The sequence below is a fragment of the Vibrio sp. 811 genome, from assembly GCF_033339195.1.
The window spans coordinates 72,764-94,562 of record NZ_JAWOUB010000012.1; the positions used below are offsets into that span (position 1 = coordinate 72,764).

Annotated in this window: 21 protein-coding genes and 2 pseudogenes; 12 read left to right on the forward strand and 11 right to left on the reverse strand. The window is 43.1% G+C overall.

The annotated features are described in order from the left end of the window. Positions 1 to 181: 181 nt before the first annotated feature. The 3 genes from R7Q46_RS17050 to R7Q46_RS17060 all read right to left on the reverse strand — a co-directional run bounded on the left by R7Q46_RS17050 (position 182) and on the right by R7Q46_RS17060 (position 3,454). The gene (locus tag R7Q46_RS17050) at positions 182 to 1,942 is read right to left on the reverse strand and encodes an ABC transporter ATP-binding protein/permease (protein WP_318077649.1); all 1,761 of its coding nucleotides are present in this window, start codon (positions 1,940 to 1,942) and stop codon (positions 182 to 184) included. 117 nt (positions 1,943 to 2,059) lie between these two features. After that, positions 2,060 to 2,587 carry a DUF6795 domain-containing protein gene (locus R7Q46_RS17055; protein WP_033906518.1) on the reverse strand — a complete coding sequence of 176 codons (528 nt, stop codon included), beginning with the start codon at positions 2,585 to 2,587 and terminating at the stop codon, positions 2,060 to 2,062. Between the two features lie 252 nt (positions 2,588 to 2,839). Beyond that, positions 2,840 to 3,454 carry a PolC-type DNA polymerase III gene (locus R7Q46_RS17060; RefSeq protein ID WP_258479217.1) on the reverse strand — a complete coding sequence of 205 codons (615 nt, stop codon included), beginning with the start codon at positions 3,452 to 3,454 and terminating at the stop codon, positions 2,840 to 2,842. Between the two features lie 356 nt (positions 3,455 to 3,810). On the opposite strand from R7Q46_RS17060, the gene R7Q46_RS17065 reads away from it, so the two are divergent. The 4 genes and pseudogenes from R7Q46_RS17065 (at position 3,811) to R7Q46_RS17080 (ending at position 6,101) form a co-directional block, all read left to right on the forward strand. Then, on the forward strand, positions 3,811 to 4,671 hold the full coding sequence (locus R7Q46_RS17065) for an immunity 49 family protein (protein ID WP_262647583.1): 861 nt from the start codon (positions 3,811 to 3,813) through the stop codon (positions 4,669 to 4,671). A 12-nt stretch (positions 4,672 to 4,683) separates the two neighbouring features. Beyond that, positions 4,684 to 5,040: pseudogene (locus R7Q46_RS17070) on the forward strand (threonine aldolase); the annotation flags it as partial. 82 nt (positions 5,041 to 5,122) lie between these two features. Beyond that, positions 5,123 to 5,383 (forward strand): DUF5062 family protein, encoded by a 261-nt coding sequence (locus R7Q46_RS17075; protein WP_005376453.1) that lies wholly within the window; start codon positions 5,123 to 5,125, stop codon positions 5,381 to 5,383. 223 nt (positions 5,384 to 5,606) lie between these two features. Continuing rightward, positions 5,607 to 6,101: a YcxB family protein gene (locus tag R7Q46_RS17080; RefSeq protein WP_258479214.1), complete on the forward strand. Its 495-nt coding sequence runs from the start codon at positions 5,607 to 5,609 to the stop codon at positions 6,099 to 6,101. 511 nt (positions 6,102 to 6,612) lie between these two features. Here the strand turns inward: R7Q46_RS17080 and R7Q46_RS17085 are convergent. Then, positions 6,613 to 7,161, reverse strand: coding sequence for a DUF6795 domain-containing protein (locus R7Q46_RS17085; protein ID WP_250155347.1), 549 nt, complete (start codon positions 7,159 to 7,161; stop codon positions 6,613 to 6,615). Between the two features lie 351 nt (positions 7,162 to 7,512). On the opposite strand from R7Q46_RS17085, the gene R7Q46_RS30815 reads away from it, so the two are divergent. The 3 genes and pseudogenes from R7Q46_RS30815 to R7Q46_RS17100 form a co-directional block, all read left to right on the forward strand. Continuing rightward, on the forward strand, positions 7,513 to 7,752 hold the full coding sequence (locus R7Q46_RS30815) for a transposase (RefSeq protein WP_372434545.1): 240 nt from the start codon (positions 7,513 to 7,515) through the stop codon (positions 7,750 to 7,752). Then, positions 7,691 to 7,834, forward strand: a complete 144-nt coding sequence (locus tag R7Q46_RS17090) for a hypothetical protein (RefSeq protein WP_262592156.1) — start codon at positions 7,691 to 7,693, stop codon at positions 7,832 to 7,834. Before R7Q46_RS30815 ends, R7Q46_RS17090 begins: the two co-directional genes overlap by 62 nt. 262 nt (positions 7,835 to 8,096) lie before the next feature. Beyond that, a pseudogene (locus tag R7Q46_RS17100) lies at positions 8,097 to 8,249 on the forward strand (YcxB family protein); the annotation flags it as partial. Between the two features lie 119 nt (positions 8,250 to 8,368). Here R7Q46_RS17100 and R7Q46_RS17105 read toward each other — a convergent pair. From R7Q46_RS17105 to R7Q46_RS17115, 3 genes are all read right to left on the reverse strand, one after another. Then, positions 8,369 to 9,109 (reverse strand): helix-turn-helix domain-containing protein, encoded by a 741-nt coding sequence (locus R7Q46_RS17105; RefSeq protein ID WP_262647584.1) that lies wholly within the window; start codon positions 9,107 to 9,109, stop codon positions 8,369 to 8,371. A 104-nt stretch (positions 9,110 to 9,213) separates the two neighbouring features. Further along, positions 9,214 to 9,675 (reverse strand): carboxymuconolactone decarboxylase family protein, encoded by a 462-nt coding sequence (locus tag R7Q46_RS17110; RefSeq protein WP_262647585.1) that lies wholly within the window; start codon positions 9,673 to 9,675, stop codon positions 9,214 to 9,216. A gap of 196 nt (positions 9,676 to 9,871) precedes the next feature. Then, positions 9,872 to 10,783, reverse strand: a complete 912-nt coding sequence (locus R7Q46_RS17115; protein ID WP_167416047.1) for a DMT family transporter — start codon at positions 10,781 to 10,783, stop codon at positions 9,872 to 9,874. A gap of 93 nt (positions 10,784 to 10,876) precedes the next feature. Between R7Q46_RS17115 and R7Q46_RS17120 the strand changes: the two genes are divergently transcribed. From R7Q46_RS17120 to R7Q46_RS17130, 3 genes are all read left to right on the forward strand, one after another. Then, positions 10,877 to 11,782 carry a LysR family transcriptional regulator gene (locus tag R7Q46_RS17120; protein ID WP_167416046.1) on the forward strand — a complete coding sequence of 302 codons (906 nt, stop codon included), beginning with the start codon at positions 10,877 to 10,879 and terminating at the stop codon, positions 11,780 to 11,782. A gap of 266 nt (positions 11,783 to 12,048) precedes the next feature. Further along, positions 12,049 to 12,876, forward strand: a complete 828-nt coding sequence (locus R7Q46_RS17125) for an MBL fold metallo-hydrolase (protein WP_225452537.1) — start codon at positions 12,049 to 12,051, stop codon at positions 12,874 to 12,876. Positions 12,877 to 13,126: 250 nt separating this feature from the next. Next, complete coding sequence (locus tag R7Q46_RS17130) at positions 13,127 to 13,528, forward strand: VOC family protein (protein ID WP_005388788.1); 402 nt, start codon at positions 13,127 to 13,129, stop codon at positions 13,526 to 13,528. Positions 13,529 to 13,770: 242 nt separating this feature from the next. On the opposite strand, the gene gcvP is transcribed toward R7Q46_RS17130, so the two are convergent. From gcvP to R7Q46_RS17145, 3 genes are all read right to left on the reverse strand, one after another. Further along, positions 13,771 to 16,635 carry an aminomethyl-transferring glycine dehydrogenase gene (gcvP, locus tag R7Q46_RS17135; RefSeq protein ID WP_017820968.1) on the reverse strand — a complete coding sequence of 955 codons (2,865 nt, stop codon included), beginning with the start codon at positions 16,633 to 16,635 and terminating at the stop codon, positions 13,771 to 13,773. 126 nt (positions 16,636 to 16,761) lie between these two features. Then, complete coding sequence (gcvH, locus tag R7Q46_RS17140; RefSeq protein WP_005376432.1) at positions 16,762 to 17,142, reverse strand: glycine cleavage system protein GcvH; 381 nt, start codon at positions 17,140 to 17,142, stop codon at positions 16,762 to 16,764. Between the two features lie 53 nt (positions 17,143 to 17,195). Further along, complete coding sequence (locus R7Q46_RS17145; protein ID WP_005376430.1) at positions 17,196 to 18,491, reverse strand: serine hydroxymethyltransferase; 1,296 nt, start codon at positions 18,489 to 18,491, stop codon at positions 17,196 to 17,198. A gap of 379 nt (positions 18,492 to 18,870) precedes the next feature. Between R7Q46_RS17145 and R7Q46_RS17150 the strand changes: the two genes are divergently transcribed. Both R7Q46_RS17150 and gcvT read left to right on the forward strand, forming a co-directional pair. Then, positions 18,871 to 19,494 carry a helix-turn-helix domain-containing protein gene (locus tag R7Q46_RS17150; protein WP_005376429.1) on the forward strand — a complete coding sequence of 208 codons (624 nt, stop codon included), beginning with the start codon at positions 18,871 to 18,873 and terminating at the stop codon, positions 19,492 to 19,494. Positions 19,495 to 19,754: 260 nt separating this feature from the next. After that, complete coding sequence (gene gcvT / locus R7Q46_RS17155; RefSeq protein WP_047103535.1) at positions 19,755 to 20,873, forward strand: glycine cleavage system aminomethyltransferase GcvT; 1,119 nt, start codon at positions 19,755 to 19,757, stop codon at positions 20,871 to 20,873. Positions 20,874 to 20,944: 71 nt separating this feature from the next. Here gcvT and vdeR read toward each other — a convergent pair whose 3' ends face one another. Continuing rightward, on the reverse strand, positions 20,945 to 21,673 hold the full coding sequence (vdeR, locus tag R7Q46_RS17160) for an efflux transporter transcriptional repressor VdeR (RefSeq protein ID WP_005376423.1): 729 nt from the start codon (positions 21,671 to 21,673) through the stop codon (positions 20,945 to 20,947). Positions 21,674 to 21,799: the final 126 nt, after the last annotated feature.

The window sequence follows — 21,799 nt, forward strand, 5'->3', positions numbered from 1 at the left end:
ATGGGACATGATGTGGGATCTTCTATCCTAGCTCTTCATGGTCTAAATTATCTCATTAACCACTCAGAGCTAGATTCTTAGTCTCGCCAAGGCTCGCTGGACTGACACAAAAACATCGTTAAACTCCTGTTATTAAATTATTTGGTCCGCCTTTGCTTACTTTTGAACGCTTAACTAGGCGTTACTCCAAGTGCTTAAATTGCAATGCCACAAATCGCTGATACAACTCACAGCTTTGCATTAATGATTGGTGGTTACCAACATCGACTAACTCGCCATTGTCGAGCACCGCAATTTTATCCGCATGTTGGATAGTCGAAAGACGATGAGCAATAATCAGCGTTGTGCGTCCTTTCATTAGAGCTTCAAGTGCTTGTTGAACGTGATGTTCACTTTCACTATCAAGGGCGCTGGTAGCTTCGTCTAGCAGTAAGATTTTTGGATCTTTTAGAATCGCGCGAGCAATCGCAATACGCTGCTTTTGTCCGCCCGATAGCCTAACGCCGCGCTCCCCTAAAAAGCTGTGATAGCCTTCGGGAAGCTTCTCAATAAACTCATGGGCATGGGCTTTTTTCGCGGCTTCGATAACTTGTTCATCCGTCGCTTCAGGATTACCGTAGCGAATATTATGGAAAACATCATGGCTAAACAGCGCTGGTTGTTGTGGTACGAGCGCCATTTGACGTCGAAGCTCGTTTGGATCGAACTGTCGAATATCTTCACCACCAAACAACACTTGCCCTTTTTGCGGATCATAAAAGCGTTGCAGCAGTTCGAATAGTGTTGTTTTACCGGCACCAGAAGGGCCGACCAACGCCAACACTTTTCCTTGTTCAGCAGTTAGATTTAACTCTTTGATAGCTGGTTGATTTGGGCGAGAAGGGTAGTTGAAACTCACCGAATTAAAGTTAACCTCTGCACGCATGTCGGAACGGACAGGCAAATAGTTGTTCGGCGCTTTAATATCGCTGTCTACTTGAAGGATTTCAGTCAGCCGTTCGGTAGCACCTGCGGCTCTTTGCAATTCACCCATGACTTCGGAAATGGTTGCAGTCGATGAGGCAACCATAATGGCATAAAACACAAATGCGGCTAGGTCACCCGCAGACATTTTTCCGTGAATCACATCGCTGCCGCCTACCCAAAGCATGCCTGAAATCGCGCTGAACACAATCACAATAACGCCTGATATCAGGATCGCGCGCTGTTTTACTCTCTGTCTGCCTACTTCATAAGCTTTTTCCACCTCGACAGCAAAAGCCGCTCGTTCAAGCGACTCTGAGCTAAAACTTTGCACGGTTTTAATATGCTCTATCGCTTCTCCAGCGTAGCTTCCGACATCGGCCATTGAGTCCTGACTTTGGCGAGAGAGCGCACGCACGCGTCGTCCATAAAACAAAATCGGAACCAGAACCAAAGGCACAGAAGCAAGCACAATCAGCGTGAGCTTAACGTTAGTGGCAAACAACATTATGATGGCCCCAAAGCACATCAAAGCGCTACGCATCGCCATCGAGAACGATGAACCAATAATGCTTTGCAGCAATGTGGTATCGGTAGTCAAGCGCGACATAATGTCGCCACTACTGTTGGTCTCAAAATAGCTCGGATGCAGCGTAATCACATGGTTAAACACCGCAAGGCGAATATCCGCACTAACGCGCTCACCTACGGAAGAGACAAGGTAAAAGCGAAAGAAAGTCCCAATGGCAATACACAATGTGACACCGACAATAAACTGAATCGCATTGGTAAGCTCTTGCAATGATTGCTGAGCAAAGCCTTGGTCGATAAGAATGCGCACGCCGTAGCCGACGGATAGCGTTAGGCTGGCTGTTGCGATTAGGGCAACTAAGGCAGCAGCAACACGCCATTTATAAGGTGAAACAAAGGTGTTGAGTTTAAGAAGAATGCTGAGATTTTTGTTATTTTTTCTGCTCATGAGTGACTCACAAAGCGTTTTAGGTACCTGGCATAGTAAGCCAGTTTGGTTGGTGAGACCAGCGAACTACCGCTTTCGGATTAGGAAGTTGAGGAGTTTGATAGAGTAAACATTACTCTATCTGTTTACTTTTAAGTAATCACTTAAGTCACATTGACTACTTACGGAATCCCCATGGGATTGAAATTCAAACTTTCTGATGGGGTTGGTGGCTTCGCAGTTTAAATTAGACATATTTACTCTTTCCTTCATACCGATGACATGATGCCTGAAAACTCCTTTCCAAATAACAACCTTTTGATTGGCAACGGTTGTGGTCACTTCTACACTGCATATTGTTTGAAATAGACCGTCGAAAATACTTAGAACTTTATTCCTTTTTCTGAAAACAGGATCAAACTTGAATTCCCCATTTGTATTCGTGGTGAAGCTACGTTCGAAAGAACGATTTTCTGACCGAATGGTAAGTACTACATTTGCATTCTTTATGGGGGTATCGTTCTTCGTAATACGTCCTTTTATGCTTGGTGTAAACTCTTGAGCTTCCTTACCAAAAAATAAAAAGCCAACAGCAAAAACAGAAATCAGTACGAGTATGAGTAAAGCTGCAAACTGTTCTAAGAACAGAAAAACATTGTTGATCATAGCTTACAAATCAGTAGTCAGTGAATACACCTCGAATTGTTGCGTATTGTCTCGAGTGACTATAGCGAGTATCTAAATCGGTGAGACATAATTCACGATTTTTTTAGAAGTTTTGGAGGATAGAGTGACCCAGGCGATCTTTGTTTTGAATAAGAAGCACTGCGATATTGACAGATATAACCAATATCGCATGTATATCGAAAATCACTTAAACGTCGAAGAGACTAGAATCAGCTTTTAGTTCGGAGGGTGTTACGCACGGCTTTTGGCGAGTAGCAGGTCGACTTTTCCTTTGGCTGTTTTACTGACCGTTTGCATCAACTGAAAACTTGGTTTTTCGACGCCTGAGTTTTCTATCCCTTCGACCATTAAGAGCCAAAGCTTGGCTGTCATTTGCGCATCGGCTAGTGCACGGTGGAAAACGCCGTCGTTGTCGATATTTTTATAGCGAACAAGTTCACCTAGCTTATGTGATGGGGCTTCTTGAATGAGCCGTCTTGCCACTAGTAAGGAGCAAGCAAACTCACCCGAATAACCACAGTTGATTCGTTCAAACTCTGCATCTAAAAATCGTTTATCGAAGGACGCGTTGTGAGCGATAAGGTTCTCGCCAGCAATGAACTCACTAAATGACGCCATTACCTCTTCGCAGCTTGGTGCCGATCGCAACATATTGTTGGTAATGCCAGTGTAGTTCTCAATGAAAGAACTCACTCTGAAACCGGGATTCATGAGTTGCTGAAAACTATCGACAACCTCGCCATTGACTAACTTTACTGCACCAATTTCTATTGCGCGATCACCTAAAGTAGGAGAGAGACCCGTGGTTTCAAAGTCGAGTACGACCACAGAGTTTGCTTGAGGCATAAAATTTTCCAGCTGAGTAATATTGCGCAAGAGTATTATCGAAAGCGACAGAAAAAGAAAGGCGAACACAATGGTGAATATCTGTCTATCTTTACTCCACAAAGTCAGTGTTCGTCGTCCACTGTTTATGGACAGGTACGTTCTGGCTTACCCATCGCGGCTTGTGCGGTAGCCTTATATTTCAAATGTTTTTCGGCTTTTCGATTCATTTCAGTTAAGCATTAACTTTCGATGCAACATACTGATTATAAATTGATTTTATAAATCAACTTCGGCATCATTCACGACTTGATTTTGAGGATGAATATCATCACGGCAAAAAATTAGAACAACTTATAATGCGAGGCTAGGGAACGATGGAACCAATGAAAAATCACTATTTAGAGATACCTGAAGAAAGAAAATTGCGTATTTTTCGTGAAGAAGACGAACGTTTCTACAGTTTTTGGGAAAAAATGCTTGATGAAAAACAATCTTTTTATCAGCAACCTCTCAAAAGAATGAGTAGCGACGCTTGGTATTCGCTTGATGCATTCTTCACTGCTTCAAAATACGGACAACATCAGGCCTCGCCAGCTTATATAAAAAGAGCGCTTGAGTTACTGAATAACGTATACTTACTGGCCAATCATTCAGACCAAGTTGTTGAGTTCTCTGTTGGGCACCGACACTTTTCGGAAGTGGGTAACCGTTCTGTTGCAGGAGGAACAATGGATGCATGGTTGGATGAAATCTGTCTAGCGATGGCCGCGAGAGATTGGCGCTGCGTAGAGCTGATGACCATCATGGATGAGTCGTTAGTGCGTTTAAAAGATCCTTTCGATGTTGCTCTAGTCGAGTTCGTTAACGGTGTATTTGGTAATTCATCAGCGTTGCCTGAGCTATTGCAAACTGTGATGGAGAAATCCTCCCCGCAATATTTAGAATCAACCAGGGTGCCATATGTACATTCTTTGTTTATTCCATTTGTGAATGTGTTTGTTGCCATTATCGATGGCGATGAGTCACATTATCAAGAAGCACTGAGAGATGCGTTAGAGGCGCATTACCAGTTCTATATGAATGAAGATGTTCGCTATTTGCCAAAAGGAAATGTTTCTCTGAAACTGATTGGTCTTGCTGCATTGGCATACGATAAGTATGGCTGGACAATTCCAGAAACCGCATATTTGCCAAAGTGGCTCGTTTACGGTGAGCATGATCTCTGTTCTAAATAAATCATTAATGGAACACCTTATGTAGTGTCTGCGGCAATGCAGTTTGATGAAAGGTTGTCACAAATGCCAGTTCTGTTTGAGCGAACAAAACAGATCTACAAGATCATTGAAGAGTTCCCATCTTTAGTGGTAAGACCAACTCAGCCTCAAGCAAACATGTTGCACCTTATCCTGCCATTTAGCTGCGAAGAGTTGAAAGAACTCCAACACACGTTTGCCACAGAAAAGGGCATTTGGTTTGGTAACCCGCAAGTCACGGCACATCCAAATCAATCGATTGTTGAATGGTATATTGGTGACTACCTGCTCAATCTTGGTGATGACGAATTAAGGTCGTTTTTCAATCAGTTACTCGGTAAGAAGGCATAAACTTATCAATATGCGAGCTTACTAACACGCCATACGCGACACTTCATGTATTCTTAATTGAAGCGAAGAAGAGGATTTATCAATGTCAAAAAGCTCCAAACTTCACAATGAAGACAAACTGGTTAAGAAGGCACTAGAGATTGGTGGGAAGATGGCGAAGCTACAAGGCTTTGACCTTCCTCAGTCACCACAACCTCTAAGAGTAAAAGCGATTTACCTATTCTTGGTTGATGCCAAACAGATCACCCCATTACCGGAAAGCAAGCTAGACGGCGCAAGCATCAAACACCGACTGGCAGTCTGGATACACAGTGCATTGCCAGACAACGACCCTCTAAAGTAGAAAACCTCATAAGTCATATAGGTCATTAATTAACAAGGCGAGCCAAATGGTTCGCCTTGTTTGATCTTGGCGAGTGCACCGAGGTCTTTTGGCGTGGCGGTATCATTGATTTACAAAACAAAATCAAAAGGACTAAAGATAAATCCCGAGAAGCGCTACAATGCAGGTGTTGCGAGAGTGCAACCAAGATTACTCATTTACAGAAGCCTTGAAGTAACCATACATGTCTAAAGATTTCGAATTCACTACAGAATACATACTCGACAAACCTTTCTTTGCTGAGTGTTATGATCAAACTAGCCAGCCAACGAAGTTCCCACAAGCGTACCTAAAAGGGATGCTGTTTCTTATCTTTGGTGTGGTTTTATTGGAGTTTGAACTGCTACCTAACGGTTATGTCGGTTGGTTCTTTATCGTATTGAGTGTGATTGAAGCGTGCAGCGTTTACTTCAAAAGAACTTGGTGGCTGTGGCGTCAAACCATCAGCTCAAGTCGCGGCAGTAAAGTGGTGTTTGAAGTGAATGCAGATGGCGTACGCTACAAAAGCGGTAAAGTTGACCGCAGCCTCGCTTGGAATGATATCGACCAACTCGAACAAACTGATTTGGGCTTTATCCTTCACCTTGGTAAACAACGCCAATACATCAGCAAATCTTGCTTAAACGAAGAAGTGATCGCGTTTATGGTAGAGCAGCTCGCGGCATCAAAAGCGAGCTAACGAAAAAAGCGAGCTAACGAAAAAAGCGAGTCCGTGGGTTTGCTTTTTTGATCTTAGGGTTTGATGCTTATGGGGTAGCTCTGATTCAGACTCAAATCTGAACCACTACACTCGGTGTTTCTGGTTGCGTCTTTCCCGTATATGGACTCCTTAAGTGTGCTGCGGAGTTAGTGTGTAAACTGAACCAAAAAAGTGACAATGAGATAGTTTATTGTGAGCCTAAAGTGATGACGCCAACTTCTAGAGCATTTTTGCTCGATTACTATGTTCGGCAAAGGTTTGACATTCGTTAGTTTGTTGGATTTTCCCTAATAAAGTTCATCATTTTCAAATTCGTATTGATAAATGGCGACCCGATTTGGTTAGAAAGCTTCATCTAAAAAGTGCTTAATAAGAATCCCATTTAGCGGCATTATGTCAATGTCACCAGTTAACTTATGAGGTGATGAGCTCACCTCTAACTAAGCAATCACGTTACTATGCCATTGCAATGGTCAGGTTAACTTTGCCATTACGTGTCCTTATTTAGTAATATTTTTTCAGAAAATCCTTTCAAATCACACCTACTAATAATTTCAAGATCGAGGCCATTCTCAACAAATTTATTTTTAAAAAAGTAACGATATTCGTCCGAATTAATCTCACAACTTAAATCAAGAAGATTATCTGAAATAAATTCATAGGGTTTCACGTCAGAAAAGCGAGCCTCTAGTAAGTAGTATTTTTTGCCATCTACAAAAATGTACATACCAATGTAGCTAGAGGATTCGTGAAGGGCAGTTTCTTTAAACGTCTGATAGTGGTATGTAGGTTCGAAATGAAAATAACCATTTTCTGACGTAATTGTCTCGGTGATATAACGGTTTTTAGAAAAAGCCGTGTGTAGATAAACTACCTCGCTAGTAAACGCTTTCCCGTCTAAGTATAAGCGACCAGTGATCTCTGAGCTAAGTATGTATTGAAACTTTTTTGATTTGAAGAAATTAAACATATCTGCGTTACAACCTGTTGAGAGCAATAATATTGTGGCACTCATAAGGGAAACCAGTATTTTAGTCATTTGTTTACCAATATTGTACGTAGGTCAACCCATATCCACGCGTGAGACGATACTATGTCCTAATGCTCTCAAGTGCTAGCCTAGGACCGCCCCAATTCTCAAAAATAAGTCATGTCAAAGCTTATATCTAGGCATACTTTAAAAAATAATGTAAATGACATGTCTATTACTTTCATGGGTTAAACATAAGTAGACTCCCTCTGGCAAAAAATACCGAGCTATTCGTTAAAGTACTTATCCACGTCCATTTCGTAAGCTTGCATACTCATTGTCTCATTCTGAATTCTTATCATGAAGATCAGTTAACAATAGCCACCGCGCAGATGGTTGTTTTTTTATAACCGATAAAACATGGCGCCATCTCAACTTTTTCAGCACCATTGCTATATCACAGCGAAAATACCTCGAGTTCACTATAAAGCTCATCGATGTGCCTGGGCAGGTTGGAGTGGTGTCAAAGATGAGCTTCCGAAAGCGAATGTTACTCTCGACTGGTTCCATGTAGTGCATTTATTTACACGAGCTGTTGATGACGCTCGAAAACAATGGCACGCAAAAAGCTCTTCGCTGCGCGGTGTTAAAGAATGCTGAGAGTCCGATGACAGATAAACAAGTACAAGCTTTAGTTGAACTAGGCAGTATGAACTGGAGAAAGCGAAAGTTTGGCGAGTAAAAGAAAAGTTACGTTGGATAAGAGAAGCAAAAACGACTCAGGCCGCTCGTTTGCGCCTTACTAGGTTTCGCCAAGTTTACACTCAATGAAACAGGAATTTCAGACGCTCTAGAGCCAGTAAGAAAAGTCCTAACAACCTTAGAAAAGCACTCAGAGAGAATACTTCAACGTTGGATCTCGACCTATGCTAATACTGAGAATCTTGACTGACCAAAGCACTGAATACTGTGGTCGTGTTGAACAGCATGATTACCAACTCTACCTAGCTATCAATGAAATCTATCAACTCGAACAAACTGATTTGGGCTTTATCCTTCACCTTGGTAAACAACGCCAATACATCAGCAAATCTTGCTTAAATGAAGAAGCGATCGCGTTTATGGTAGAGCGGCACGCGGCATCAAAAGCGAGCTAACCAACTCACATCAAGCTGGAATGAGCGATCGAAAAAGTAGGTGATATATGATCGAACATTGTAACAAGTATATGGTCGATTCTGAATCAATTAGGTTTGATGTAGAAAGCTAATAAGGTTTAGAGGTTTCTCTTTCGGACATACTGCTTCGGTGTCATGCGCGCAATCTGCTTACACTCTCTAGTCATGTGTGCTTGATCGGAAAAACCTTGCTCCAGCGCCAACTCCGATAAAGTAAGATCGGGTTGCGCTCGGAGTTGCTCTAAAGTGTGCTTAACTCGTTTAATGCGTTGGTAATGTTTAGGAGTAATCCCCAACCATTTCTGAAAATTGCGCTCTCTCTGGCGCTGACTGATGGTCCCTGTAGGTTGGTCAATAATGTGGCCGACATACTGCGGTTCATATTCGTCAATCAGTGTTTGAACCCAGCGATATAACGTAGAAATCCTTGCATATGGCGAACGCGCTGTTTGCAGAGACTCAAATGTTGCTAGCGCAGAAGAAGCCAAAGGGTGGTCGTCTTGAATCCGCAATAGCTGTTCTAGACGTTTACCAAATAGTTGATAACTAACAGCAGGATGAAAGCGTACGCCAGTCATCACCGCACCTGGCGGTAGGCAGACCTGATGTGCCAGAATGCTTATAGGTAGTAGGACAACCCCTGGCGTTTGCCACTCACCATCCATTTGTACTTCATTCTGTAAAATGAATACCACACCTGTACCAGCATCACTGAGTAATTGTTTACGTACGGTTTGCGTCGTATCAGGTTTGACGGATGCTGACCAAATGGCTTGAACATAGCCAGCTAAAGCCTTTTGAGGTTTTAAAATATCAAATTCTAAGTTCAAATGAATCATCCTATTTAACCTCAACTTAAATGAGAAAGTGATACACATGTACTTTTCATCCTATTAAGTTGAGGTATAAGCAGTGGCTTACAAGTAAGAACCGTCAAATAGAATTATCGAGGTTTATAGACTCCAACCTTTGGCCTAAATGCCTTAACTATTCGGTTCCAACTATTGATCGCGTTGATTGCAATTGTTAGGTTGACCATAGCTTCTTCTCCGAAGGTATTCAAGGTCAGCTGATAGGTATCATCATCTACTGGTAGGCCAGCAGTTAGTAATTCAGCCCAACCTAGTGCAACGTGTTCTGCATCGCTGTAGAATGGCATATCTTTCCATGCACTAAGCCCCCATATGCGTTCCGGCTTTTCACCTAACTTAAGCGCATCTTTACTATGCATGTCGATACAAAATGCACATTGATTGATTTGCGATATGCGTAACTTAACCAGTTCCCATATGATCATGTTCATAGTTTCTGATTGGCTAAATTGTTCATGGAAGTAAGCTTCCTGAGCGTATAGGATTTCTATTGCTTTTGGCGCTACTTCAATATAGTTGAGTCGTTTTTTCATGGTCATTCTCCTCTGTTTTTTACATAGTAAAAAACGCTCTTAGCAAAAGATTGAAGATTTTCGACATACACTCAATAAAGTTAGATAAAAGAGTGAATGACGAAAGCGAAAAGTGTACCTATTGGAAACCAAGAAAACTTATGCCAATTAACAAAGTATTGCTCCAAATAATGCGACTTAAGGTTGGCGTCTATTTTTACTCCAGCACCTTCCGTAAACGAGCAAAAGGTGCTGAGTTACCTATATACACACCAGCCGCAACGATAAAGACGCCTAAAACATTTTCCCATTGAGCCTGCTCACCAGAAATGAACGAAATCAGTAGAGTGAATACCGGCATAATATTAAATAATGGAGACATCTTATCTGGACCAAGAACGATAGCGCCTTTCATCCAAAAGTAATAAGCAATCAAAGTTCCAAACAGGCTCATGTAAGCTATTAATGCTAGGTCTTTAAATGTTATGGCATTTAAGCTACGGCTAAAGTCGCCGTGGTACATCGCTATAGCGACCATTTGAATGGCACCAATACTTAACACCCAACGTAACTGCTGAGTTACTGGGATATGAGATGTTAAACGCTTCGCTAGAATTGTGTATAAACACCCGCTAATTAAAGCAAATAACATGTATAGATCACCAATATTACTATTGCTGCTAATAGAATGAATATTTCCCCCTGTAATGACGATTACCACTCCACAAAAACTGATTAGTGCACCTAAAATAGTTTTAACCGAAATGGAAGTCTTGAGAATAAAGCCCGACAACAAGATAGTGACAAGTGGTAGGTTTGCCTGAACAACCGCTGCGTTAACTGGGGTAGTAAATCTCATTGCAGAGAAAATAGAGAAGTTTTGGATAGTTACACCCACGGTTGCTATAACAAACAACGACAACATACTTTTTCGTGTGAGTTTGGCTCCATATGGAGAGCGTTTAGTACCTCTTATCAGTAAGAGTATTAAAGCTGCAACGGAAAATCGTAACGTCGCTGAATCCAAAGGAGAGACATCGCTATTAATAGCCTTTATTACGTTAAAGTTACTAGACCAAAAAAAGATAGCGACAACAACACCGCACCAAATTGATAAATGCTTAGACATAGATCTTCCTGATAAAAATTAACTTGACGCGATAATGCTATATATTTCATATTTGATTTTTAATAGCCAAATTTAAGAGGGTTAATCCCAAATATGGAACGTCACTCTTTGGATGACCTTTTGTTATTCGTTTCTGTTGCTCGCTATCAAAGCCTAACACAAGCATCTGAGCGTCTTAATGTCCCGTTAGCCACGCTAAGCCGGAAGTTAAAAAGGCTGGAAATAAACTTAAATTGCAGACTATTTAACCGCAGTGCACACCACTTTGCGTTAACAACTGATGGCGAAAAATATTATCAACTCTGTGAGCCGTTACTTCTTAGCTTAAATAATGTGACATCGAGAATTGCGACTGAGCGTCAGTCTTTAAGCGGAACGATCAAAATATCAGCGCCAATTAACATGACACAGATGTGGTTAAAGCGGTGCGTTTATGAATTTGCAGAGCAACATCCGAAGATATGTATCGATTTAGATGTACAGAATGAAAAAATCAATCTTGTATCTAACCGTGTCGATGTTAGTTTTCGTCTTGGTGATCTTATTGAACAAGACTGGATTGCTCAGAAATTATGGTCGATTCCATTTGCGCTTTGTGCATCACGAAGCTATTTAGAACAACACCAACCGATTACCCATCCAGAACAACTTGTTCATCATCGCCTAATTACGGTAAACAACGACTGCCAATGGAAATTAGTTAATCAAATCACCAATGAAACATTTGATCATCCGCTAAAGTTTCAATTCACTTCAAATGATGTACTGCTAGTTAGAGACGCCGTCATCCATGGTTTAGGAATTGCGTGGATTCCAACCTATTACTTTCATGAGCTAAATCATGATCAACATAACCTGCTGCCTTTGTTGCCAGAATGGCAATGCTCGGGTAAAGAAGTATTCATTATGTATCGAGACCGCGATAAAAGGCCTGCAAGAGTTGATGCATTTATTGAACATGTCTTAAATTGGAAAAATCGCATTCAAATGTTTGCTTGAAAGAGGTTTATCACATTGTGCTGTGCCGGTAACCTCAATTGAAGCTTCATGACTCTGCTTCAATTGAGTTCATTTATTTAACCTCTAAAAGAATCATGAATACATAGGCAGTTAATGGGATTCGAGTTTACAAGTGATTCGGTCAGCTAAAATTCAAGCTAAGTAGAAAGTATTTGCAGTTGTATTTGCCTCTGAAAATCGTTTAGAGCTTTCTCATCCGCGAGGTTCTATAAGAAATTATTAAGGATATATTTGTGTGTGATTTCGTGAAAAAAATTATTGTAGGTTTACTTTTCAGTGCTTCGTCTTTTGCTTCCTTAAGTCAATATGTTCCAGCAATGAATGATAAGAACGGTTATGTAGAACCATTTCAGATGTTTGATAATGTCTATTATGTAGGAGACAAGTGGGTCTCATCATATGCCATTGCTACAGACGACGGACTCGTTATCATTGATACGCTTGACTTCCCTTACTCTGAGTGGATACCTATCAACCTAGAGAAGCTAGGGCTAAAAGATAAGCCAATAACGCACATATTGGTAACTCATGGGCATTCTGACCACGTTGGGGGCGCCCAGTTACTTCAAGAGAAGTATGGTTCCAAAGTCGTGATGACCAAAAGCGCTCATGAACTATCTATACAGCAATCAAACAAAAGCGAAGGTGAGAACAAGTTCCTTCCTCCAAATTTAGACATAGAGATAAAAAGCGATAGCTCTATGGCTATTGGTGGACATGAGTTTAAGTTCTATCTCACACCTGGCCACACGGAAGGTGATTATTCCTTAGACTTCACTGTTGAAGATAATGGCGAACAATATCGTGCTTTTATCGTTGGTGGGCATAGCGTAAGTAGCAATGATCCAGAAGTTATTGGCCAGTTCCTGACTAGCATGGAGAAAATTCGAAAAATTTCACTACAGGCACCTATTGTGAACGTTAACCTTTCGAACCATCCACATAAAAATTTCCTTTTTGAAAATAGGAAGAAGCTCGGTACAAGCGGTAACCCGTTTATCAGTGAGGCAAACTTCTTCATGTTCCTTAAGCAACAAGAAGATTTAGCTAAGGGAAAACTAGAAGAACTATAATACCGTGGTATGCGAGCAGCCTTCGTTATTAGGTTAGAGGTTTGCTCTTGAGTTATAGCTAAGGCTTTAATAAGTTGCTCAATCAAGATTCGACACTTGTGGCAGCTATATTGTTTGTCGGTTCTAGTGACAAAGGCGCCGCGCGTAAACATTCGTATTGTGTGCCTTAAACATTTGCAAGGCGTTACGTGCTTTCTGGAAAAGTCTCAAAATAGCGTACAATTAGCGTTTTGACACAGCGGAAATCATCATGGCCAAAACTGTTCAGCAGCAAATCGGAAACATTGCTCTAGTCGTTGAAAATTACGACGATGCTATCGAGTTCTATACTCAAAAACTTCAATTCACTCTGGTTGAAGATACCAACCTAGGTGGTGGTAAACGCTGGGTTCAAGTTTCTCCTCCAAACTCCAATGGTACAAACCTACTTTTAGCTCAAGCGAGTACACCGGAGCAAACGCATGCAGTAGGAAATCAAACAGGTGGTCGTGTTTTCCTGTTTCTGCAAACTAATGATTTTTGGCGTGACTACGAGTTGATGAAGAAAAATGGTGTTGTATTTAATGAAGAGCCTCGTGTGGAAGAATACGGGACAGTGGTGGTGTTCCAAGATCTCTATGGTAATAAGTGGGACTTACTGCAACTGAACTGAGAAACTACACAGCACCTGCATAACATAGTGTTCATGAGGAGTTTCCAACAAGCTTTTAAGGCTCTGAGATATTAGTGCTAATTCAAAGGTTCTCAGAAGTCACTGTATTTCTAAATCACTTTTGTGCAAACAATAACTAGCCATCATTCCTTCTCGATGTATCAACAAGTGTTAGGGCGGCACACCAAAAACAAAAAGGCGAACCAAACGGTTCGCCTTTGTCGATTTAGAGACTACAAAAATTAATCTTCGTAGTTATCGATGCTTGGGCATGAACAGATTAGGTTACGGTCGCCGTATACGTTATCTACGCGGTTTACCGTTGGCCAGTACTTCCAAGATTTGGTCGCTTTAGACGGGAAGCAGCCAATCTCGCGAGAGTAAGGGCGGTCCCAATCTTCAGCTGAAAGATCAACTTGTGTGTGTGGCGCGTTAACAAGTGGGTTGTTATCCAGTGGCCATTCACCGTTTTTCACTTTCTCCATTTCTTCGCGGATAGCGATCATCGCATCACAGAAGCGGTCCAGCTCTTCTAGATCTTCCGATTCCGTTGGCTCAACCATTAGCGTGCCCGCTACAGGGAACGACATAGTTGGTGCGTGGAAACCGTAGTCCATTAGACGCTTCGCGATGTCTTCTTCGCTGATACCTGTTTCTTCTTTCAGCGGACGAATGTCGATAATACATTCGTGCGCTACGCGGCCATTTTTGCCACGGTAAAGAACAGGGTAGTGTTGGCGAAGTGTTTCCATCACGTAGTTTGCGTTCAGAATTGCTACTTTTGTAGCATCTGTTAGGCCAGCTTCGCCCATCATTGCGATGTAAGCCCAAGAGATAGGCAGGATAGAAGCGCTACCCATATCTGCTGCTGATACTGCGAAATCTGCGCCTTCTACACCGTCTTCAATATGCCCTGGTAAGAAAGGAGCTAGGTGAGATTTCACACCGATAGGACCCATACCCGGACCGCCACCACCGTGCGGGATGCAGAAGGTTTTGTGTAGGTTTAGGTGAGAAACGTCTGAACCGATGAAGCCTGGTGATGTTAGACCAACCTGCGCGTTCATGTTAGCGCCGTCTAGGTAAACCTGACCACCAGCGGCATGAACCATTTCACACACTTCTTTCACTTTCTCTTCGTAAACGCCGTGCGTAGAAGGGTAAGTGATCATAATGCTTGATAGGTTGTCTTTGTGTTTCTCGATTTTCGCTGCTAGGTCGTCGATGTCGATGTTGCCTTCTTCATCACACTTAACCACAACCACTTTCATTGACACCATAGATGCTGTCGCAGGGTTAGTACCGTGCGCAGAGCTTGGGATCAAACATACGTTGCGGTGACCTTCGCCACGGCTTTCGTGGTAGCGTTGAATCGCGATAAGACCTGCGTACTCACCCGATGCACCAGAGTTTGGTTGTAGTGAGAATGCGTCATAGCCAGTGATTTCACATAGCTTTTCTTTAAGGTCTTTTGCGAGTGCAGCGTAACCAGCTGCTTGTTCTGCTGGTGCGAACGGGTGGATCGAACCAAACTCAGGCCAAGTTACTGGAATCATCTCTGCTGCTGCGTTCAGCTTCATCGTACAGCTGCCCAGTGGGATCATGCCGTGCGTGAGTGAGAAGTCTTTGTTCTCTAGCTGTTTTAGGTAACGCATCATCTGTGTTTCGCTGTGGTGCGTGTTAAACACAGGGTGTGTTAGATATTCTGTTGTGCGGCGCAATGCTTCTGGAATGGCTGCAAACTCGTTGCCTGCGATTTCAGTTGATAGTGCTGCGACTTCTTCTTTCACACCGAATACTGCGAATAGGGCTTCTACATCTGCCACGGTTGTGGTTTCGTCGAAGCTCACACCTAGCTGAGTACCCAACTTACGTAGGTTGATGTCTGCGGCTAGTGCTTTCGCGTATAGGTCTTCAGTTTGTGCACCTGTGTTGATAGTGATGGTGTCGAAGAAGCTGTTGTGAGCAAGCTCGAAGCCGCCTTTAGTTAGGCCAGCGGCTAGGATGGCTGTCATGTGGTGCGTACGACGAGCAATCGTGCGTAGACCTTCTGCGCCGTGGTAAACCGCGTAGAAAGACGCCATGTTCGCTAGCAGTGCTTGAGCAGTACAGATGTTTGATGTCGCTTTTTCACGACGGATGTGCTGTTCACGCGTTTGCATTGCCATACGAAGTGCTTGGTTACCGTTGGTATCGATAGAAACACCGATAACGCGACCAGGCATTGTACGCTTGTGCTTATCACGCGTTGCCATGAAAGCAGCGTGTGGACCGCCGTAACCCATCGGCACGCCAAAACGTTGTGCTGAACCGATTGCTACGTCTGCGCCCATTTCACCTGCAGGTTTAAGTAGGGTAGAAGCAAGAAGGTCCGTTGCTACAGTCACTAGTGTTTTGTTTGCTTGCGCTTTAGCGATGATGTCCGTTAGGTCACGAACTTCACCTGTTGTACTTGGGTATTGAACTAGTGCGCCGAACACGTCTTGCTCTGGTAGTGATTCTAAAGAACCAACCAAGACTTCAAAGCCGATGAATTTCGCACGAGTTTTTACCACTTCGATGGTTTGTGGGTGAACGTCGTCAGCAACGAAGAATACGTTGCTCTTGCTTTTACCCGCACGCTTACAAAGTGTCATCGCTTCTGCGGCTGCCGTTGCTTCATCAAGCAATGACGCGTTCGCGATTTCCATACCAGTAAGATCCATCACCATTTGTTGGTAGTTTAGAAGTGCTTCTAAACGACCTTGTGAGATCTCTGGTTGGTAAGGGGTGTAAGCAGTGTACCAGCCCGGGTTTTCCATCACGTTGCGTAGAATCACGTTCGGCGTGAAGGTGTTGTAGTAACCCTGACCAATGAATGTACGTTTAACTTGGTTCTGATCGGCGAACTTACGCATTGCTGCCAGCATGTCTGCTTCGCTTTTCGCTTCTGCCAAGCTCATTGGTTGCTCTAAGCGAATTTGTGCTGGTACGGTTTCGTCGATAAGCGAATCTAGGCTAACTGCGTTGATCGCTTCCAACATTTTCTGTTGGTCAGATTTGTTTGGTCCATTGTGGCGAGCAACGAACTCGTTTTGTGTGCTGAGGCTTTGAAGTAATTCAGTCATTGTCCTTTACCTACTCCTTGGTTCGGGTAACGGATTTGCGTTACTGATAAATTAAATTATACGTCCGAACCTAGAAAAAAAGCTGTTCTCTAAACAGGCTAGGGAACAGCTTTCGTCACATCCTAATTACTCTTCTTCGATAGAGTTTAGGTATTCGTCTGCGTCTTTCAGGTTATCTAGTTCAGATACATCAGACATCTTCACTTTTACGATCCAGCCACCTTCGTACGGCTCTTCGTTAATTAGCTCTGGGCTGTCTTCTAGTTCTTCATTGATTTCTACGATTTCACCAGTGATTGGTGCGTAGATGTCTGACGCTGCTTTTACAGATTCAACGAGAGAGAAGCTTTCACCTGCTTCAACTTCGTCTTCTACGTCTGGTAGGTCAACGAATACCACGTCACCTAGCATTTCTTGTGCATGCTCAGAAATACCAATTGTTACTGTGCCGTCACCGTTGTCACGTACCCACTCGTGGCTATCTGCAAACTTCAGTGTTTTGTCCATTGCTTAATCTCCGCATAACTTGTCAGGAATTATTATGATTTCAAAAAAATCGTTTACTGGTATAGAGGAAAGCGACTGCAAAGTTCTTTTACTTCTTTGCGAACGCGTTTTTCAACTTCTGCGTCACCTTCAGGGTTGTTCACTAAACCGTCCAGTACGTCACCAATCCAATTACCGATGAGTTTGAATTCTTCAGCGCCAAAGCCGCGGCTTGTACCCGCAGGCGTTCCTAAACGGATGCCCGATGTAATCATAGGCTTCTCTGTATCGAATGGGATGCCATTTTTGTTACATGTGATCCCAGCACGCTCTAGAGCTTCTTCTGCTTTATTGCCTTTCAACCCTTTCGGACGAAGGTCAACCAGCATTAGGTGCGTGTCTGTGCCACCAGTTACGATGTCGCAACCGCGAGTTTGCAATACTTCCGCTAGGACTTTTGCGTTATTGATCACCGAATCAATATAAGTTTTAAATTCAGGGCCAAGCGCTTCACCAAATGCGACCGCTTTGGCTGCGATAACGTGCATCAGTGGGCCACCTTGTAGGCCAGGGAATACGGCTGAGTTGATTTTCTTAATGATGTCTTCGTGGTTAGTAAGAATCATACCGCCGCGAGGGCCACGCAATGTTTTGTGTGTTGTAGTCGTAACAACGTGTGCGTGTGGCAGTGGGCTAGGGTGTGCGCCTGTTGCGATAAGACCAGCGATGTGCGCCATGTCGACCATAAGAATTGCATTTACTTCGTCTGCGATTTCACGGAATTTTGCAAAGTCGATAGTACGTGGAATGGCGCTACCACCTGCGATGATCATTTTAGGTTGGTGCTCAAGTGCTAGCTCACGAACATCTTCGTAGTTGATTTCTAGTGTTTCGCGATCAACACCGTATTGAACTGCATTAAACCATTTACCGGAAAGTGCAGGGCGTGCACCGTGAGTCAGGTGACCACCTGCGTCTAAAGACATACCAAGAATGGTGTCACCAGGTTGAAGCAGTGCCAGTTTTACTGCGCCGTTTGCTTGTGCGCCTGAGTGTGGTTGAACGTTTGCGTATTCACAATTGAAAAGTTTTTTTGCGCGTTCGATAGCAATGGCTTCCACTGTATCTACGTGCTCACAACCACCATAGTAACGACGACCTGGGTAACCTTCAGCGTATTTGTTTGTTAGGCATGTGCCTTGAGCTTGCATTACCGCTTTAGAAACAATGTTCTCAGAAGCGATAAGTTCGATTTGTTCGTTTTGGCGAGCGGATTCCGCTTGAATTCCAGCAAAGACAGCATCATCTGTCGCAGAGAGGTTGGTAGAGAAAAAGTTTTCCAAGCTGTGGTTAGGGTAACTCTTATTCATGGTAGTTGACCTTCCAAATCTGAAAATGAACCCGCAATAGATGAGTTATGATTTGCGGTTGTGGTTCATTTGTCCTCAAAAACAGCTGAACTGCGTAGCAGAACAGAGTGAACATCCGGCCCTAAATTTGGGCAAAAACTCCGTTGGATTGCGTGTTTCCTTTACCAATCTCTTACGGAAATATGCATCTCTACATCTAACAAGTTGGTAACATAGCGCCTGTGACGGGAACAATCAACCAAAAATTTCCTATAGGAAACAAGATTTCAAAATTTGTTAACAAGAGCACGGTTTAATTCACTTGGTGGACTTCTATCCACTATGTGCTTCATGCACAATGCGAGTAAGACAAAAAATATGGATATCTATAGAGGGATTTATGGCAGAAAGTATTTACGATGAATACCCATCGATGACGTTGGCAAAAGAGCAACATGACCAAAATATCGAGCCGTTAAAACTGGGCCAGCGTATTAAGGATATCCGCTCGAAACTCGGTATCACATTAGAAGAGGCCAGTCAGCGAACCGGGCTTGCTCGATCTACACTGAGCAAAATAGAAAATGAGCAGATCTCCCCGACGTTTCAAGCGATGCAAAAATTGGCACTTGGCTTACAAATTGACATGCCACAACTATTTGAGCCACCTAGAAAAAAGGTAGCGACAGGGCGTAGGGATGTTACCAAGAAGAATGAAGGTAAACCACACCCAACACAAACTTATGAACATGAACTGCTCGCGACACAACTTTCCAATAAGAAAATGATGCCGTTTAAGAGCCAAATTCGAGCTCGTAGTTTTGATGAATATAAAGACTGGGTTCGTCATGATGGCGAAGAATTTCTGCTTATCTTATCTGGTGAGGTCATGTTCTATTCTGAGTTTTACGAACCTGTTGTTTTAAGCGAGGGAGACAGCGTTTATTACGATGCAAATATGGGACATATGTTGACCAGTGTTAGCGAGGAAGATGCGCTCATTTTGTGGGTGACAGCCAAATAGTGATAAATACTTGTAAATTTCCTATAGTGAAAGCAAACGATTGCTGTTGGTGGTCGTTATGATGAAAAGGCGCTTTTTTGATGAGAACTTGCTCATTAAAGCGCTTTTTTTGTACGATTTGTTGTGATTAAAATGTTAAGAGTCACACTTTTGCAAGTCGATCTACGTCTTGTTCGTGCAAAATAGAATGAGCCATGTTTATTATTGGAAACACATCGAATGCCGATAGCATTCTCGGGTCTATCTAAATGGAGACGAAAATGACTCAAGAACTACTGAAAACACCACTGCACGCACTTCACGTTGAAGTTGGTGCCAAAATGGTCCCGTTCGCGGGTTACGATATGCCTGTTCAGTATCCTCTAGGCGTAAAGAAGGAACACTTACATACTCGTGATGCGGCAGGTCTGTTTGATGTTTCTCACATGGGACAGCTTCGCCTAATTGGTGACGGTGCAGCTGCGTTCCTAGAAACATTAGTCCCAGTGGATATTGTGGATCTTGAGTCTGGTAAACAGCGTTACGCTTTTTTCACTAATGAAGAGGGCGGCATCATGGACGACTTGATGGTGGCTAACCTAGGCGATCATCTGTTTGTGGTTGTGAACGCAGCATGTAAAGCGCAAGATATCGCACACCTACAAGCGCATTTACCATCTGGTGTTGAGCTAGAAACTATCGAAGACCGAGCTCTACTTGCAATCCAAGGCCCTAAAGCGGCGGCTGTATTGGCGCGTTTTGCACCAGAAGTTTCTGAAATGCTGTTCATGGATATTTGTAAAGTCGATGTTTTAGGCGCCGAGTGCATTGTTTCTCGTAGTGGTTATACAGGCGAAGACGGTTACGAAATCTCGGTTCCTGCTGACAAAGCGGAAGAGCTAGCACGTAAACTGACTGCGGAAGATGAAGTTGAATGGATTGGCCTTGGTGCTCGTGATTCACTTCGTCTTGAGTGTGGCCTTTGTCTATACGGTCATGACCTAGACACAACAACAACACCTGTTGAAGCGAGCTTGCTATGGGGTATCCAAAAAGTTCGTCGTATTGGTGGTGAACGTGAAGGTGGTTTCCCTGGCGCAGACATTATTCTTAAGCAGATTGAGACTAAAGATGTGGCGCGTAAGCGTGTGGGTCTAGTAGGTCAAACCAAAGCGCCAGTGCGTGAAGGTGTTGAACTGTTTGATGCTGACGGCGTTAAAATTGGCGTTGTAACCAGCGGTACGGCGGGTCCGAATGCAGGTAAGCCAGTCTCAATGGGTTATGTTCGTGCGGATTTGGCGGCGATTGGTACTGAAGTGTTCGCTGAAGTGCGTGGTAAAATGCTACCAATGACAGTTGAAAAAATGCCGTTCGTACCACAACGTTACTACCGTGGTTAAAACGAATTGAAACAAAAATGCCGAGCTTTGTAGCTCGGCATTTTTTATGTCTTCTTTTCGCTTGTTTACTTTTAGTTTACTGCTTCATCAATAGTACAGCACATATCAATAACGATATCTTCAAGCTTTTCCGGATGAATCATCTCTTCTTTTGGGATCCCAAATTGAGAGGCCATAATGGTATTAAACAATTCCCAATGCTTGATCAGCAGTTTTTCGCGATTATCTGCAATATCCGGCCATGTTTCTTGCATCATTGGCGCGAGACTGACAGCACCATGTGCGAAGATCAACATTTGCCACTTTGATTCCCACTGATCAAATTGTGCATTAGGGTTTTCGCTGTTGTACTGCTCGAAAATTCCGGTAAATATTGCAGCGAACTCATCTTTTGACTTTAAGAAATACTGCAGCAGAGCACCGTCATCGCCTTGTCGAATGGCATCGGCGATCATCTGTACTGGATGAGGATTGACGAGAGCAAATGCTAGCATGCGAACCATAAACAGATAAATTTTTCTATTCGAAGGTGTGTTCTCCGGCATTTCATTGATGAGTTCAGCCATATAGCACTGCATGAACTCGTCCATTGCATCGCTAACCGCTTGCCAGATTTTCTCTTTGCTGCCGAAGTGGTGACGGATCAAACTATGTGAAACACCAGCCTTTTCACTGATATTGCGCAGCGAGACACGCTCGTAACCAAGTTCACAAAACATATCTGCTGCCACTTTAAGGATCAGACACTTAGTTTGTTCTGCTGCTTCAGCACTTCTACGCCCCTGCTTTCTTTCATTCATAGTTCGAATTTTCCCGAATATTAATCACGCGCTTACTTTTACCAGAAACCGAACGCTTTGACTAATTAATTTGCTATCCACCTGGAAAATATGTTGATCAATTTCAAATTCTGCTTATACTGCACG

What these genes read in the sequence shown, in the direction of transcription:
- R7Q46_RS17075 (WP_005376453.1), top strand. Translation starts at nt 5,123, where the DNA reads ATGTCAAAAAGCTCCAAACTTCACAATGAAGACAAACTGGTTAAGAAG.
- R7Q46_RS17105 (WP_262647584.1), bottom strand. Translation starts at nt 9,109, where the DNA reads ATGATTCATTTGAACTTAGAATTTGATATTTTAAAACCTCAAAAGGCT.
- R7Q46_RS17110 (WP_262647585.1), bottom strand. Translation starts at nt 9,675, where the DNA reads ATGAAAAAACGACTCAACTATATTGAAGTAGCGCCAAAAGCAATAGAA.
- gcvT (WP_047103535.1), top strand. Translation starts at nt 19,755, where the DNA reads ATGACTCAAGAACTACTGAAAACACCACTGCACGCACTTCACGTTGAA.
- vdeR (WP_005376423.1), bottom strand. Translation starts at nt 21,673, where the DNA reads ATGAATGAAAGAAAGCAGGGGCGTAGAAGTGCTGAAGCAGCAGAACAA.
- R7Q46_RS17130 (WP_005388788.1), top strand. Translation starts at nt 13,127, where the DNA reads ATGGCCAAAACTGTTCAGCAGCAAATCGGAAACATTGCTCTAGTCGTT.
- R7Q46_RS17050 (WP_318077649.1), bottom strand. Translation starts at nt 1,942, where the DNA reads ATGAGCAGAAAAAATAACAAAAATCTCAGCATTCTTCTTAAACTCAAC.
- gcvP (WP_017820968.1), bottom strand. Translation starts at nt 16,635, where the DNA reads ATGACTGAATTACTTCAAAGCCTCAGCACACAAAACGAGTTCGTTGCT.
- R7Q46_RS17120 (WP_167416046.1), top strand. Translation starts at nt 10,877, where the DNA reads ATGGAACGTCACTCTTTGGATGACCTTTTGTTATTCGTTTCTGTTGCT.
- R7Q46_RS30815 (WP_372434545.1), top strand. Translation starts at nt 7,513, where the DNA reads ATGGCGCCATCTCAACTTTTTCAGCACCATTGCTATATCACAGCGAAA.
- R7Q46_RS17055 (WP_033906518.1), bottom strand. Translation starts at nt 2,587, where the DNA reads ATGATCAACAATGTTTTTCTGTTCTTAGAACAGTTTGCAGCTTTACTC.
- R7Q46_RS17145 (WP_005376430.1), bottom strand. Translation starts at nt 18,491, where the DNA reads ATGAATAAGAGTTACCCTAACCACAGCTTGGAAAACTTTTTCTCTACC.
- R7Q46_RS17085 (WP_250155347.1), bottom strand. Translation starts at nt 7,161, where the DNA reads ATGACTAAAATACTGGTTTCCCTTATGAGTGCCACAATATTATTGCTC.
- R7Q46_RS17115 (WP_167416047.1), bottom strand. Translation starts at nt 10,783, where the DNA reads ATGTCTAAGCATTTATCAATTTGGTGCGGTGTTGTTGTCGCTATCTTT.
- R7Q46_RS17080 (WP_258479214.1), top strand. Translation starts at nt 5,607, where the DNA reads ATGTCTAAAGATTTCGAATTCACTACAGAATACATACTCGACAAACCT.
- R7Q46_RS17090 (WP_262592156.1), top strand. Translation starts at nt 7,691, where the DNA reads ATGACGCTCGAAAACAATGGCACGCAAAAAGCTCTTCGCTGCGCGGTG.
- R7Q46_RS17150 (WP_005376429.1), top strand. Translation starts at nt 18,871, where the DNA reads ATGGCAGAAAGTATTTACGATGAATACCCATCGATGACGTTGGCAAAA.
- R7Q46_RS17065 (WP_262647583.1), top strand. Translation starts at nt 3,811, where the DNA reads ATGGAACCAATGAAAAATCACTATTTAGAGATACCTGAAGAAAGAAAA.
- gcvH (WP_005376432.1), bottom strand. Translation starts at nt 17,142, where the DNA reads ATGGACAAAACACTGAAGTTTGCAGATAGCCACGAGTGGGTACGTGAC.
- R7Q46_RS17060 (WP_258479217.1), bottom strand. Translation starts at nt 3,454, where the DNA reads ATGCCTCAAGCAAACTCTGTGGTCGTACTCGACTTTGAAACCACGGGT.